We start from the raw sequence: 14783 nt of genomic DNA on the forward strand, positions 1-14783 counted from the left end.
GTCCTGACGGGCAGGGACGCGGCGGCCGGGGCAGGAGTGGCGCCGACGGTCCCGCGCGTGGGTCGCGTGGCGAGAACGCCGTGCATCGAGGCGCGTCTTGAGCGCCCTCCGCAAGAGCCGTAGCGACCTCCGGTGAGAGGTGCGCGCACGTCTAGCGCCCCTGGACGCGCCTTTGCAAGCCCGGCGGCGCCGATCAGGATTCTCAGGGTGAGCGGCGGTCGGCAGCTCCCGTTTCCGCGCTCGTTGAGCCCGCTCGACGCGTATCGACCTGCACACCCCGGTCCCAGGCGATAAGGAAGTGCCCGATGAGTACTCCGCGCGACCACCCCAACCCCACGGCCCTCGCCCCGGGCGGCGGGCCACGGCACGTCGCCTTCATCGTGGACGGCAACCGCCGTTGGGCGCAGGCGCACGGCCACCCCGTAGAGCACGGTCACCAGGTGGGCGCGGACAACGTCTGCCGGGCCGTTCACTGGTGCGAGTCCGTGGGCATAGAGACCACCACGTGGTGGCTGCTCTCGACGGACAACCTCAACCGCACCGAGGCCGAGCTCCACAAACTCCTCGACATCATCTCCGAACTGACCGACCGTCTCGCGGCAGCCGGGCACTGGCGCATGCGTCACCTCGGGAACCCCCGGCTGCTCCCCGACTCGCTGGCGACCGCGCTGTGCCGGGCGGAGGCCACCACCTCTCGCAATCAGGGCCCGCAGATCAACTTCGCGGTCGGCTACAGCGGTCGGCAGGACATCCTCGCCGCGGCGCGCCTCATCGCCCACCAGGCGGTCACGTCCGCCGGATTCTCCGTCTCCGAGAGGTCGTTCGCCCAGGCCCTGTCCACCAGCGGGCTGCCCGATCCGGACCTGGTGATCCGCACCTCGGGCGAACAGCGCCTCTCCGGCTTCATGCTCTGGCAGGCGGCTCTCTCCGAACTCTATTTCTGCCCCGTTCTGTGGCCCGACTTCACGCAGTCCGACCTCCACCGCGCCCTGGCCTTCTACGGCGACCGTCAGCGGCGATTCGGAAAGTAGAGCAGGAAGGAACCGCAGCATGCTCCAGAGGCCTCTTCTGTCTCCCGGCCCCGAGACCACGGACGACATCCCCGGTGCGTTCCACCCCCTGAAACCCTGGCTGCTCTCCCATCTGGGAAAGGGGCGTGAGACGTATCCCGCGCACCCGTGGACCGACGAGCTGGAGTCCGCCATTCTCGCCTGGGCGGCAGATCTCGGGTTGAGCAAGGAGCACATCAAGATAACGGCCGAGGCGACGCCCGGGCACCTGGTGGGGCTCTTCGCCCCGCAGGCCCCGTGGAACGTGCTGCTCCCGCTGGCCAAGCTGCAAATGATCCTGTTCTGGCTGAACACCGTGGACCTCGGTGCCGATCAACCGGTCGGTCATCTCATGGAGCCGGTGAGGGAGACCCTGGAAAGGGGGCATTCGCCGTCCGGCGGGCCGGACATCCTCAGGCCGATCGCCAGTCTCCGCGACGACATCATCGCCGCGGGAGGGGCCGGCCTGATTCCCGGGTTCACCGAGCTGCTGTTGGGATTCCTGCACGAGTACACGTTTCGGCAGGCGTGGGAGAGCGGGGAACCCCTCCCGAGCCTGGACCGGTACCTGCAGCACAGGACGCGCACGGCGGGAATCGTCCTCGGCATGTGGGTGCAGCGGCTTCAGCCCGGCCTCACCGGTCCTGGGGAGCAGCTGCCCGCGCCGCTGCTCCAGCTCATGAAACAGGGCAGCCTTCTCGTCGGCCTCGACAATGACCTGCACAGCTGCCATGTGGCGGCCGAATCGGGAGAAAGGCTCAGCCTCATCGGCGTCATCTGCCAGGAGTACGGAATTCCGGTGGACATGGCCTTCTCCTGCGCGCTCACCCTCAACGCGGCGATGCGTTACGAGAACGCCAACACCGTCGCCTCGATCTGCGCGGACACCTCCCTGCCCGATACGGCCAGGAGGCATGCCAGGACCATCTTCCACTGGGTCGACTCCGTCTACACGTGGTCCTTGGAGACGCCCCGCTACGGCTTGCGGAGCACCGATGCCCACGAACTCGTGACGCGCTCCTGCCCGGCCGGAGAGTGAGGGACATGGCGAGCTTGAGTTCGGTCCCCGTCGCGCCCAAGGCGCTCCCCGTCGTCGGTCATCTGATCCCGCTGCTGCGGAACCCGCTGGGATTCATCAACTCCCTCTCCGTGCACGGGGAACTCGTCCGCATCCAGCTGGGCCCCTTCACGCTGGTGATGATCTGCGACCCGGAACTGACCCGGCAGGCCCTGGTCGACGACCGCGTCTTCGACAAAGGCGGCCCGATCTTCGACCGGGTGCGGGAAGTCGTCGGCGATGACGGCCTCGCCAGCTGTCCCTACAGCGCGCATCGGCGGCTGCGCAGGCTGGCCCAGCCCGCCTTCCATCCGGCACGGTTCCCCGGCTACGCGAAGGCCATGAGCGCCTGCGTCGAGGACGTGACCGGGTCCTGGCATGCCGGACAGGTCCTGGACGTGCCCACCGAGATGATGACCATCACGTGCAAGATCACGGCCACCACCCTGTTCTCCGGCGCGTTGCCGCCGGGCGAGCTCGGCCCGGTCCTCGACGACGTGAAGACCTTCTTCGACGGCTTCTACCAGCGCATGTTCATGGTCCCCCCGCTGGACCGGATCCCCACCCAGGGCAACCGCTCCCACGTGCGCGCGCGCACCCGCCTACGCGCCGCCTTCGACCAGATCATCACCGAGCGCCGCGCCGAGGGCGTCGACCACGACGACCTGCTCTCGGCCCTGATCGCGGCCCACGACACCGAGGACGGCAGTCCCGGCATGACCGACGCGGAAGTCAGCGACACGGTCGTCACCCTCTTCCTCGCCGGTACGGAGACCGCCGCCTCCCTCCTGGCCTGGGCGCTGGACCTGCTGGCCGGGAACCCCCGGATGGAGCAGCGGCTGCACGCCGAGGTCGATGCCGTCCTGGGCGGGGCCACGGCCACCCACGCCGACCTGCCGCGGCTGGAACTGACGCGCCGCGTCATCACCGAAACCCTCCGGCTCCGCCCGCCGGGCTGGATCTTCACGCGCACCGTCACCGCCGACACCCGCCTGGGCGGGCACCTGCTGCCCGCCGGGAGCTACGTCGCCTACAGCCCCTACCTCGTCCACCACCGGCCGGACCTCTACGACAACCCCGAAGCCTTCGACCCCGACCGCTGGGATCCGGCGCGCCCCCAGCCACCCCGCCACGCTTTCCTCCCCTTCGCCTCCGGCGCCCGCAAATGCATCGGCGACGCGTTCGGCATGACCGAGGCGGTCCTCGCCCTCGCGACCATCACCGCCCGCTGGCGCCTGGCACACCTGCCGGGCCACCAGCAGGTCCGCGCCGCTCTGGGGCTCGCGTTGCGGCCCCAGCGGCTGCGCCTGCGGGCAACGCCGCGCCCTTGACCGCCACCTCGCGCGCCAGCGCGTACGGCATGGCCCCGTACCAGAGCCGCGCCACCGCGAACCCGAAGGCCAGGCAGATCATGCCGCCCACCGCGTCCAGCCAGAAGTGGTTGGCGGTCGCCACGATCACGACGAGGGTCGCGGTGGGGTAGAGCAGGCCGAGCACCTTCACCCACGGCACCGAGGCCAGGGCGAAGATCGTCAGGCCGCACCAGAGGGACCAGCCGATGTGCATCGACGGCATCGCCGCGTACTGGTTCGACATGTTCTTCAGGTCGCCCGACGCCATCGAGCCCCAGGTGTTGTGGACCACGACGGTGTCGATGAACCGGGTGTCGTTCATCAGGCGGGGCGGTGCCAGCGGATACAGGTAGTAGCCGACCAGGGCCACCGCCGTCGTCGCGAAGAGGACCAGGCGGGCGGCCGCGTACCGCCCGGGGTGCTTGCGGAACAGCCAGACCAGGACGCCGAGCGTCACCACGAAGTGCAGCGTCGCGTAGTAGTAGTTCATGCCGACGATGAGCCATGTCACCGAGTCCACGGCGTGGTTGACGCTTCGCTCGACGGCGATCCCCAGGTCGTGCTCGACCCGCCAGATCCAGTCGGCGTTGCGCAGGGCCTGTGACTTCTGTTCCGGCACCGCGTTGCGGATCAGTGAGTACGTCCAGTAGCTCACCGCGATCAGCAGGACCTCGAACCACAGCCGGGGGCGGCGGGGAGTGCGGAGCCGCTGAAATGCCCGCACGAATTTCCGCCCATTGCGGTCGTCGCTCTGCGTGTCCGCGATGGGTGATGTGGTGGGGCCCTGCCGGCCCTCGATCGTCGTCACAGTCGTCTCACCCATAGGGACAGAGTCTGCCAGATCCGCATGCTTCGACCGATCATCCCCTGGTCGGGTTCGGAGCGCATTCTCTCCGCCCGTGGGACGAGCAGGGGCCCCGAAGGGCCCCTAGGGGCGCCTGGGCGCCGAAGCGGTTGAACCGCGAACGACCAGCTCCGGCATGAAGACGAATTCGCTGTGCGGCGCGGGGGTGCCGCCGATCTCCTCCAGGAGCGTACGCACGGCCGCCTGACCCATCGCGGGCACCGGCTTGCGCACCGTGGTCAGCGGCGGATCGGTGAAAGCGATCAGCGGGGAGTCGTCGAAGCCGACCACCGAGACGTCGTCCGGCACCTCCAGGCCGCGCTGGCGCGCCGCCCGTATCGCGCCGAGCGCCATCATGTCGCTGGCGCACGCGATCGCCGTGCAGCCGCGGTCCATCAGCGCCGCGGCCGCCGCCTGGCCGCCCTCCAGGGTGTACAAGGAGTGCTGCACCAGATCGGTCTCGATCTCGTCCGGGGAGAGGGTGAGCTGGTCCTGCATCGTGCGTACGAAACCCTCGATCTTTCGCTGTACGGGCACGAACCGCTTCGGGCCCAGGGCGAGCCCGATGCGCGTATGACCCAGGGAGACGAGATGGGTGACCGCGAGGCGCATCGCCGCGCGGTCGTCGGGCGAGATGAAGGGCGCCTGCACCTTGGGCGAGAAGCCGTCCACCAGGACGAAGGGCACGCCCTGGGCCCGCAGCTGTTCGTAGCGCTGCATGTCGGCCGAGGTGTCCGCGTGCAGCCCCGAGACGAAGATGATCCCGGCGACCCCCCGGTCCACCAGCATCTCGGTCAGCTCGTCCTCGGTGGAGCCGCCCGGGGTCTGCGTCGCGAGTACCGGCGTATACCCCTGGCGGGTAAGGGCCTGCCCGATGACCTGCGCGAGCGCGGGGAATATCGGGTTCTCCAGCTCCGGCGTGATCAGCCCGACCAGGCCCGCGCTGCGCTGGCGAAGCCGCACCGGCCGTTCGTAGCCGAGCACGTCGAGTGCGGCGAGCACGGACTGGCGGGTGGCCGCGGCGACGCCCGGCTTGCCGTTGAGCACGCGGCTGACCGTCGCTTCGCTGACCCCCGCCTGGGCTGCGATGTCGGCTAGCCGTGCGGTCACAGGATTGGACTGTACCGGTCGCATCTCAGGCTGCCCACCAGACCGTTGAATCGGCGGGGAGCACGGTCTCGGCGGCGCCAGGGGCGAGGTCCGCGCTCGCCAGGAGCAGGGTGCCGGGGGTGGGCAGCGCGACGTCGGAGCCGGTGAGGTTCACCGTGCAGACGAACGAACCGGCCGGGGTGGCGCGGCGGAACGCGAGCACGCCGTCGGGGGCCGCGAGCCACTCGATGTCACGGCCCGCGCCGAGCGCCGGGTGTTCGCGACGCACGGCGAGCGCGCCGCGGTAGAACTCAAGGGTCGACGCCGGGTCGCCCGTCTGCGCCGCCACCGACAGGTCCTTCCAGTTCGCGGGCTGCGGCAGCCAGCTCGGACCGTCCTCGGCGGGCCCGAAGCCGAACGGCGCGCGCTGCCCGGACCACGGCAGCGGCACCCGGCACCCGTCGCGCGTGCCGTCCTGCCCCGCGCTGCGGAAGAACGCCGGGTCCTGGCGCACCTCGTCCGGCAGCTCGGTGACCTCGGGCAGGCCGAGCTCCTCGCCCTGGTAGAGGTACGCCGATCCTGGCAGCGCCAGCATCAGGAGCGAGGCCGCCCGGGCCCTGCGCAGGCCGCGCGCCTCGTCGCCGTCGGCGAAGCGCGTGGAGTGGCGTACGACGTCGTGGTTGGAGAGCACCCAGGTGGCGGGCGCGTCGACGGCGTTCATCGCGACCAGGGAGCGGTCGATGACGGCGCGCAGTGCCGCGGCGTCCCAGTCCGTCGTCAGGTACTCGAAGTTGAACGCCTGGTGCAGCTCGTCGGGGCGCAGGTACAGGGCGCTGCGCTCGACCGTGGGGGTCCACGCCTCGGCGACGGCGATGCGCTCGGGGCCGTACTCCTCGAGGATCTTGCGCCAGTCGCGGTAGATCTCGTGCACGCCGTCCTGGTCGAAGTACGGCACGGCCTGGTTGCCGAGCAGCCTGACCTGCTCGTCGTGGCCGATGTCCGGCAGGCCCGCGGCCTTGACCAGGCCGTGCGCCACGTCGATGCGGAAGCCGTCGATGCCGAGGTCGAGCCAGAAGCGCAGGACGGAGCGGAACTCGTCGTGTACGGCGGGGTGTTCCCAGTTGAAGTCGGGCTGCTCGGGGGCGAAGAGGTGCAGGTACCACTGGCCGTCCTCGACGCGCGTCCAGGCGGGGCCGCCGAAGATGGACTCCCAGTCGTTCGGCGGCAGTTCGCCGTCCGCGCCCTTGCCCGCGCGGAAGTGGAAGCGGTCGCGCAGCGGTGAGCCGGGGCCCTCGCGCAGGGCCTGCTTGAACCACTCGTGCTGGTCCGAGCAGTGGTTGGGCACGACGTCGACGATGACGCGCAGGCCGAGCGAGTGCGCCGCGCGGACCAGGTCGTCGGCGTCGGTGAGGGTGCCGAACATCGGGTCGACGGCGCGGTAGTCCGCCACGTCGTATCCGGCGTCGGCCTGCGGCGAGGCGTAGAAGGGGGAGAGCCAGACGGCGTCGACGCCCAGGTCGCGCAGGTGGGGGAGGCGGGCGGTGATGCCGGGCAGGTCGCCCATGCCGTCGCCGTTCCCGTCGGCGAAGCTGCGCGGGTAGACCTGGTAGATGACCGCGTCGCGCCACCACTCGCGGACGGGCGCGGAGTCGGCGGTGGCGGGCGCGGCGGTGACGTGCTGGGTCATGAAGTCCCTTAGGAGTGCGGGGAGTTAACGGGGCTGATGAGGTGTCAGGATTTGGTGCCGCCGGCCGTGAGGCCCGACACCAGATTGCGCTGGACCAGGAGGAAGACGAGCGTCGCGGGGATCAGGATGAGCACCGATGCGGCGGTCATCATGGCCCAGTCCGCGCGGGACTCGGTGGCGAAGGTGCGGATGCCGACGGCCAGGGTGTAGTGGTCGGCGCCCATGAACTGCGAGGCGTAGGCGACCTCGCCCCACGCGGTGAGGAAGCTGTAGAACGCGGTGACCGCGAGTCCTGGCTTGGCCAGCGGCACGATGAGCCGCCAGAACGTGCCGAACGGGGTGAGGCCGTCCACCCGGCCCGCCTCGTCGATCTCGTGCGGGATGGTGTCGAAGTACCCCTTCATCATCCAGGCGCAGAAGGGCACCGCGGTCGTCGCGTACGTGAGGATGAGCCCCAGGTAGTTGTCGATGAGGTCGAAGCGCGCCAGGAGTTCGTACAGCGGCACGATCAGGACGGCCATCGGGAACATCTGGGTGACCAGGAAGGACCACATCAGCTGCCTGTGGCCGGGGAACCGCATCCGCGACACCGCGTAGCCCGCGCTCGCCGCGAGGAACACGCCGAGCACCGTGGTGCCGCCCGCGACGATCACCGAGGCGCCGAACCACTGCGGGAAGTCGGTGTCGGTGAGGACCTTGGCGTAGTTGTCGAGGCTGAGGTTGCCGAGCACCTCGCCGGGGCTCTGCCAGGCGGTCTTGGGGCCCAGCGAGATGAAGACGATCCACACGACGGGGAACGCGGCGACCAGGCTCGCCAGGATCAGTGTGCCGTGCAGCGCCACGGAGGCGAGCGTGGAGCGCTCCTCGCGGCCGCGGACCTTCTTGGCGCGCGGCGCGGCGGCCTCGGCGCGAGCCGTGACGGAGGCCGGGGAGTGGGTGGTTGCTGAGGTCATGGTGAGGAGCCCCCTCAGGCCTGCTCGGTCTTGAGCTGGCGGCGGCGGTAGAAGGTCGAGAAGGCGAGGAGGAGGGCGAGGATCACGATTCCGTAGGTGGCCGCGCCGGAGTAGTCGGACACTCCGGTGAACGCCTTGCGGAAGGCGAAGGTCACGAGGATGTCCGCCTCACCGGTGGTGTTCTGGCCGAGCAGGAGGTAGATCACCGCGAACATGTTGAACGTCCAGATGCAGCCGAGAAGGACCACGGTGTTGGTCACCGGACGCAGTCCGGGCAGCGTGATGTGCACGAACCGCTGCCAGGGGGACGCGCCGTCCATCTCGGCGGCCTCGTACAGCTCCTTGGGGATGGACTGGAGCCCGCCGAGCAGCGCCACCATGTTGAAGGGGACGCCGATCCAGACGTTCACCATGATCACGGCGGTCTTCTGGGCGAACGGGGTCGCCAGCCAGTTCTGGGCGGGCAGGCCGACCGCGGTGATCATGTCGTTGAAGACGCCGTACTGCGAGTTGAGCATCAGGCGCCAGGCGAAGACGCCGACGAACGCGGGGACCGCCCACGGCAGGATGAGCAGGGCGCGGTAGAGCAGCTTGGCGCGCATCTGCCGGTTGAGCAGGAGCGCGAGGCCCATGCCGATGGCGATGTGCAGGACGACGCAGGACAGGGTCCAGATGACCGTCCAGATCAGGCGCGGGTAGAAGTCGCCGTCCGCGCCGGACAGGACCGACCAGTAGTTGTCGAACCAGACCATCTTGTACGTCGCGGGGGCGTGGAAGGCCCCGATGTCCCGCGCCACGTTCGCCTCGTTGGCGTCGGTGAGCGAGAGGTAGAAGCCGTAGCCCAGCGGATAGAGGACCAGTACGGCCAGGACGATGACGACCGGCGCCACCATCGCCCAGGCGTACCAGTACTTCTGCCAGGAGTGGCGAAGTGCGGTGATCACGTGAGTCTGCCTCAGCTGCCGATGGTGTAGCCGGGCAGCAGCTTCTTGAAGTCCTTGGCGGCCGCGTCCAGGCCGGACTTCACGGAGACGTCACCCTGAAGGATCTTCGTGTACTGCTGCACGAGCGGCGTGAAGAGGCTGCCGACCTGGGGGAGCGCGACGCGCGGCCGGGCGGTCTTCATGATCGGGTGGAAGCCCTTGATGCGCGGGTCCTCAAGGACCTTGGGGGTGTACGCCGACTCGCGGGTCGGCAGCGTCGCGGTCCCCTCGGCGACCTTCTGCTGGCTCTGCGACGAGGTCATGAACTGGGTGAAGAGGTAGGCGGCGTCCAGGTTCTCCGAGCCCTGGTAGACGGTGAGGTCGTGGCCGCCGGTGGGGGCCTGCGGCTTGCCCGTGGAGCCCGCGGGGACCGGGGCGAAGCCGAGGTTGCCCTCGTCGCCCTTGAACGCCTTGCCGGAGAGGTCGTCGGTGACCGACCAGGGGCCCTGGACCAGCATGGCGACCTCGCCGTTCTTGAACGAGGTCTGCATGTTGTCGTAGGAGTTGGCGAAGTCGACCTTCGCGGACGCCTGGTCGTAGACCTTCTTCGCCGTGGTGACGGCCTTGACGGCCTCCGGCGAATTGATCGTGATCTTCTTCGACTTCGTGTCGGCGAGGTCGGTGCCCTCGCCGTAGAGGAAGGGGAGCAGGAAGTAGGAGTCGGGGTTGAGGTAGGTGCCCTCGACGCCGGTCTTCTTCTTGATGGTCTTCGCCGTCTCGATGAACTCGTCCCAGGTGGTGGGCGCCTTGTCGATGCCCGCCTTCTTGAAGAGCTTCTTGTTGTAGAGGATCCCGAGGGTGTCGGTGACCGAAGGGACGCCGTACGTCTTGCCCTGGTACTTCGTGGTGTTCAGCGGGCCCTCGGTGAAGTCGTCCGTGCCGCCCTTGAGGGCGAGGGTGCCGTCAAGGGGGGCGATGTAGTGCAGCGAGGCGTACTCGGGGATCAGGCCGACGTCGGCGCGCATCACGTCGGGGGCGCCCTTGCCGGTCTTGGCCGCGGACTTGAACTTCTGCTCGATCGACGCGAACTCGACGTTCTCGTAGTCGACCTTGATCTTCGGGTACTTCTTCTCGAAGTCGTCGATCAGCTTCTTGTAGACCGGCGCCTCGGTCGTGGCGTCCGAGGTGTCCCAGTAGGTGAGGGAGCCGGAGATGTCCTTGGCGTCCTTCGCCTTGCCGGTCGAGCCGTCGTCACCGTCGTCGCCGCAGGCGGTGGCGGTGAGCGCAAGGGCGCAGACCGCGGCGGCGATCGATATGCCACGTCGCATAGTGAACTCCTGAGGGATGGACCCGCTGTGCCGTCCGTCCCTTCGACGGCCGCCGGGCTGGAGGGAAGTTAACAGCCCTGCAAGGTCTTGCGAAAGACCTTGCAGGGCATTTTCTGTCGGGCCGCCTAGCGGTGGAAGGCCACCGCTCCCATCGCGGGCACGGTGATCTCGGCCGATCCACCGGAGACCGTCACGCTGCTCGCACCGCCGTCGATGACGTTCTCGTACGTCCCGTCCGCGAGGTTCGTCGCGAAGGTGTACGTGGCGTCGGCGGACGTGTTGTTGAGCGCCATGAAGCCCTTGTCGCCCCTGCTGAAGCCGATGACGTCGGACGACTTGGCCTGGAAGTTCGTGTAGCTCGCGCCGTCGGTGGCGTTGTGGAAGGCCACCGCGCCCTTGACCGCGGTGTCCCGGTCGAGGCAGGTCCAGCCGCCCGCGCAGTCCGTGTCGGTGACGAAGCCGTCCGCGTTCGGCGGCGCGCCGTCGGAGTCCGACCAGGTGAAGCTGGCGTAGACGGACGGGGTGCCGTAGCCGCGACCCAGCTGGAAGATGTTCGCGAGCCGGGTGACGGCGCCGTCCTTCAGGCCCAGGGTGTAGCCGTTGCGGTCGGTGTCGTGGTTGGTCACGAACGTCGCCGACTTGTCGGCGGGCACGAAGCCCCACGTCTCGCCGAACGTCTCCAGGTTGGAGATGTCGCCCCTGAACTGGTCCTTCAGCTTGCTCGCGTACGTGAAGTCCAGGACGTCACCCGTGCCGTAGTAGTCGCCGGGGGTGGGGGTCGCGCCCGGGTAGACCTCCTGGAAGACGTACGGCTTCGCGCCCGAGGCGGTGGGCTCCAAGTAGCCCTCGATCGCGGCGAGATCGGCGGCGGGGATGTGCTTGGCGGCGTCGATGCGGTAGCCGTCGACGCCGATGCCGGTGAGCTTGTTGAGGTAGCCCGCGATGCCCTTGCGGACGTTGTCCTCCTCGGTCTCCAGGTCGGGCAGGCCGAGCAGTTCGCAGTTCTGGACCTCGCTCAGGTTCGACCAGTCGTCGATCGTGAGGTCCTCGTCCTTGCAGTCGTCGCCTTGGTGGAAGTCGCCGGGATCCCAGTCGGGGGTGTCGTACTTGTTGGAGATCTTCGTGCCGCCGTAGCCGGTCCCCGGCTGCGCGGACGTGTGGTTGACGACCGCGTCGACGTACACCTTGACGCCCGCGCCGTGACAGGTGGCGACCATGTCCTTGAACTGCTGCTCCGTACCGAAGCGGCTGTTCAGGCCGTACGAGTAGGGCTGGTAGACGTCCCACCAGTTGAGGCCGGTGGCCTTCAGGGACTCGGCGGGCGGGGCGACCTGGACGGCGCCGTAGCCCGCCGGGTCCAGGACGTCGGTGCACTCGGCGGCGACCGACTTCCAGTTCCACTCCCAGAGGTTGGCGATGGTGTCGCCGTTGGGCACGCCGGTGTCGGCGGCCCGCGCCGTCGCGGGCGTGGCGGGCAGGGCGGAGAGGCCGCCCAGGGCCAGGGCGCCCGCCGCGAGCAGTCTCGCGGCGCGCCGTCGTGGCCGCGGTCGTGGGGGTATGGGCATGCTGCGGCTCCTTCACGTTCACGGTGGGGGGCAACGTCGTTCCATGCGGACCAAGTTGCGTGTCGTGGTGAGCGTGGAGGGGTGGGAGGGGCCCAGTCAATGCGTCGACTGGAAATTCTTGCAAGGTCTTGCTGCAAGGGGAACTTGGCGGTACGTTCCCCGGTCATGGCCCAGCACAGGCACCGCACCGTGGCGGTCACCGGCATCGTTCTCGCGCTCGTCGCGGCCCTCTTCGCGGCGATACCGGCGGGGGCGGCGCCGCCTCCCGGTGACGGTCCCGTCGATCTGGCGAAGTCGACCGCGCAGTGGATCGACCGCGAAACGGTGGCGGTCCAGAAGGACGGCGAGGGTGCGGCCACCACGCGGCTGGTCGCCGACCGGGACGGCAAGCTCGCCGTGGAGGACGGTGAACTCACTCGTGGTGGAGCCGAGTTGGACCTCCACAAGATCACCGGCGGTCTGTCTCCCGCCCAGCGCGAGAAGTTCCCGCACCTCGCCTCCTACGCCGCCTACCGGGTCGAGAACCACGACCGCGACCGCGTCGCCCACGCCCTCACCGGGCAGGTGATCCTCACCCAGCACGCCGCCGACGGCACCCTCGTCACCGCCACCGGCGTCCAGACCCAGGGCGTGCTCGACGACCTCTACGCCGCCCGCGCCGCGAAGGCCGAGCTCGGGCCCGTCTTCCGCGACGGCAAGGTCACCCTCTCCGTCTGGGCCCCCACCGCCCAGTCCGTCGCCCTCGAACTCGACGGCGGGCGCGCCCCGTTGGCCATGGAGCGCGACGGCGCCAGCGGCATCTGGTCCCTCACGGGACCGAAGCGCTGGACCGGCAAGACCTACCGCTACGTCGTCAAGGTCTGGTCACCGGGCGCCCGCGCGGTCGTCACCAACAAGGTCACCGACCCCTACTCGCTCGGCCTGACCGCCGACTCCACCCGCAGCATCGCCGTCGACCTGGACGCCAAGTCCCTTGCCCCGCACGGCTGGTCGACCCTGCGCAAACCCAAGGCCGTGCCCCTGAGCGACGCGCGGATCCAGGAACTGCACATCCGCGACTTCTCCGCGTCCGACCGCACGGCCAAGGCCCGCCACCGCGGCACCTACCTCGCCTTCACCGACACCCGCAGCAAGGGATCGCGGCACCTCAGGAAGCTGGCCAGGGCCGGTACCTCGTACGTCCACCTGCTGCCCGCCTTCGACATCGCGACCATCCCCGAGCGCAAGGCCGACCAGAAGGCGCCCGACTGCGACCTCGCCGCCTACGCCGCCGACTCCGACAAGCAGCAGGAGTGCGTGAGCGCCGTCGCCGCCGACGACGCGTACAACTGGGGCTACGACCCGTACCACTACACCGTGCCCGAAGGGTCGTACGCCACCGACCCCGACGGCACCCGGCGCACCGTCGAGTTCCGGAAGATGGTCAAGGCGCTCAACGGCGAAGGGCTGCGCGCCGTCATGGACGTCGTCTACAACCACACGGCGGCGAGCGGCCAGGACCCCAAGTCCGTGCTCGACAAGATCGTGCCCGGCTACTACCAGCGGCTCCTCGCCGACGGCACCGTCGCCGACTCCACCTGCTGCGCCAATACCGCGCCCGAGAACGCCATGATGGGCAAGCTCGTCGTCGACTCCCTGGTCACCTGGGCGAAGCAGTACAAGGTCGACGGCTTCCGCTTCGACCTCATGGGCCACCACCCCAAGGCCAACATCCTCGCCGTACGCAAGGCCCTGGACGCGCTCACCCCCGAGAAGGACGGCGTGGACGGGAAGCGCATCGTCCTCTACGGCGAGGGCTGGAACTTCGGCGAGGTCGCCGACGACGCCCGCTTCGTCCAGGCCACCCAGAAGAACATGGCGGGCACCGGCATCGCGACCTTCTCCGACCGGGCCCGCGACGCGGTGCGCGGCGGCGGCCCCTTCGACGAGGACCCGGGCGTCCAGGGCTTCGCCAGCGGCCTGTACACCGACCCCAACTCCTCGGTGGCCAACGGAAGTCCGGCCGAGCAGAAGGCCCGGCTCCTGCACTACCAGGACCTCATCAAGGTCGGCCTCACCGGCAACCTCGCCGCCTACACGTTCACCGACTCGTCGGGCCGTACGGTCAAGGGCTCCGACGTCGACTACAACGGCGCGCCCGCCGGATACGCGGCCGCCCCCGGCGACGCACTCGCCTACGCCGACGCGCACGACAACGAGACGCTCTTCGACGCCCTCGCCTTCAAGCTGCCCACATCGACATCGCCCGCCGCCCGTTCACGCATGCAGGTCATCGCCCTGGCGACCGCGGCGCTCTCCCAGGGCCCCGCGCTCTCCCAGGCGGGCACCGACCTGCTGCGCTCCAAGTCCCTCGACCGCAACTCCTACGACAGCGGCGACTGGTTCAACGCCCTGCACTGGGACTGCCGCGACGGCAACGGCTTCGGGCGCGGGCTGCCTCCGGCCGCCGACAACAAACCCAAGTGGCCGTACGCCAAGCCCCTGTTGACGTCGGTGCGGGTCGGCTGCGCGGACATCGAGCGGACGTCCGCCGCGTACCGGGATCTGCTGAGGATCCGTACGACCGAGCCCGCCTTCAAGCAGCGCACCACCGCGGACGTGCAGCGGACCCTCTCCTTCCCGCTGTCGGGTCGGGAGGAGACACCGGGGGTCATCACTCTGCGCGCGGGTGACCTCGTCGTCGTCATCAACGCCACCCCCGACACCCGTGAACAGCGGGTACGGGGGGTCGCGGGGCACGCGTACGCGTTGCACCAGGTGCAGGCGAAGGGCGCAGATCCTATCGTCAAGTCCGCCACGTACGAGAAGAGTTCCGGGATCTTCACCGTTCCCGGGCGGACCGTGGCCGTCTTCTCCCGGAGCGTGCACTAGGGCGCTAACTTGGTCGGGCAGGCCCGCGGGGGGTCTGCCCACCACTCCCGAAGAGGCCCCGCGTG

11 protein-coding genes are annotated in these 14783 nt (G+C 69.4%); 4 read left to right on the top strand and 7 right to left on the bottom strand.

Features of this window, described 5'->3' with window-relative positions; translation table 11 throughout:
• The first annotated feature begins 305 nt into the window (after positions 1 to 305).
• Genes uppS through CP970_RS31225 form a run of 3 tightly spaced genes read left to right on the top strand, consistent with a single transcriptional unit; the run spans position 306 to position 3437 of the window.
• Entirely contained in the window at positions 306 to 1031 is a 726-nt protein-coding gene (gene uppS / locus CP970_RS31215; protein ID WP_055547234.1) for a polyprenyl diphosphate synthase, read from the top strand.
• 19 nt (positions 1032 to 1050) lie between these two features.
• Positions 1051 to 2088: a terpene synthase family protein gene (locus tag CP970_RS31220; protein WP_055547236.1), complete on the top strand. Its 1038-nt coding sequence runs from the start codon at positions 1051 to 1053 to the stop codon at positions 2086 to 2088.
• 5 nt (positions 2089 to 2093) lie between these two features.
• The gene (locus CP970_RS31225) at positions 2094 to 3437 is read left to right on the top strand and encodes a cytochrome P450 (RefSeq protein WP_055547238.1); all 1344 of its coding nucleotides are present in this window, start codon (positions 2094 to 2096) and stop codon (positions 3435 to 3437) included.
• On the opposite strand, the gene CP970_RS31230 is transcribed toward CP970_RS31225, so the two are convergent.
• The 7 genes from CP970_RS31230 to CP970_RS31260 form a co-directional block, all read right to left on the bottom strand.
• Positions 3325 to 4281: a phosphatase PAP2 family protein gene (locus CP970_RS31230; RefSeq protein ID WP_079043493.1), complete on the bottom strand. Its 957-nt coding sequence runs from the start codon at positions 4279 to 4281 to the stop codon at positions 3325 to 3327. The two genes, CP970_RS31225 and CP970_RS31230, sit on opposite strands and share 113 nt — an antisense overlap.
• 105 nt (positions 4282 to 4386) lie before the next feature.
• Positions 4387 to 5412 carry a LacI family DNA-binding transcriptional regulator gene (locus CP970_RS31235; RefSeq protein WP_055547239.1) on the bottom strand — a complete coding sequence of 342 codons (1026 nt, stop codon included), beginning with the start codon at positions 5410 to 5412 and terminating at the stop codon, positions 4387 to 4389.
• A 25-nt stretch (positions 5413 to 5437) separates the two neighbouring features.
• Positions 5438 to 7078, bottom strand: a complete 1641-nt coding sequence (locus CP970_RS31240) for a glycoside hydrolase family 13 protein (protein WP_055547241.1) — start codon at positions 7076 to 7078, stop codon at positions 5438 to 5440.
• A gap of 44 nt (positions 7079 to 7122) precedes the next feature.
• Entirely contained in the window at positions 7123 to 8031 is a 909-nt protein-coding gene (locus CP970_RS31245; protein ID WP_055547243.1) for a sugar ABC transporter permease, read from the bottom strand.
• 14 nt (positions 8032 to 8045) lie between these two features.
• Positions 8046 to 8924, bottom strand: a complete 879-nt coding sequence (locus CP970_RS31250; protein ID WP_055547262.1) for a carbohydrate ABC transporter permease — start codon at positions 8922 to 8924, stop codon at positions 8046 to 8048.
• A 62-nt stretch (positions 8925 to 8986) separates the two neighbouring features.
• Entirely contained in the window at positions 8987 to 10282 is a 1296-nt protein-coding gene (locus CP970_RS31255; RefSeq protein ID WP_055547245.1) for an extracellular solute-binding protein, read from the bottom strand.
• Positions 10283 to 10407: 125 nt separating this feature from the next.
• Positions 10408 to 11847 carry an alpha-amylase gene (locus CP970_RS31260; protein WP_055547247.1) on the bottom strand — a complete coding sequence of 480 codons (1440 nt, stop codon included), beginning with the start codon at positions 11845 to 11847 and terminating at the stop codon, positions 10408 to 10410.
• A gap of 165 nt (positions 11848 to 12012) precedes the next feature.
• Here CP970_RS31260 and pulA point away from each other — a divergent pair, with 165 nt between their 5' ends.
• Positions 12013 to 14718 (top strand): pullulanase-type alpha-1,6-glucosidase, encoded by a 2706-nt coding sequence (gene pulA / locus CP970_RS31265; RefSeq protein WP_317987172.1) that lies wholly within the window; start codon positions 12013 to 12015, stop codon positions 14716 to 14718.
• Positions 14719 to 14783: the final 65 nt, after the last annotated feature.

It is taken from the genome of Streptomyces kanamyceticus, assembly GCF_008704495.1.
Lineage (GTDB): Bacteria > Actinomycetota > Actinomycetes > Streptomycetales > Streptomycetaceae > Streptomyces > Streptomyces kanamyceticus.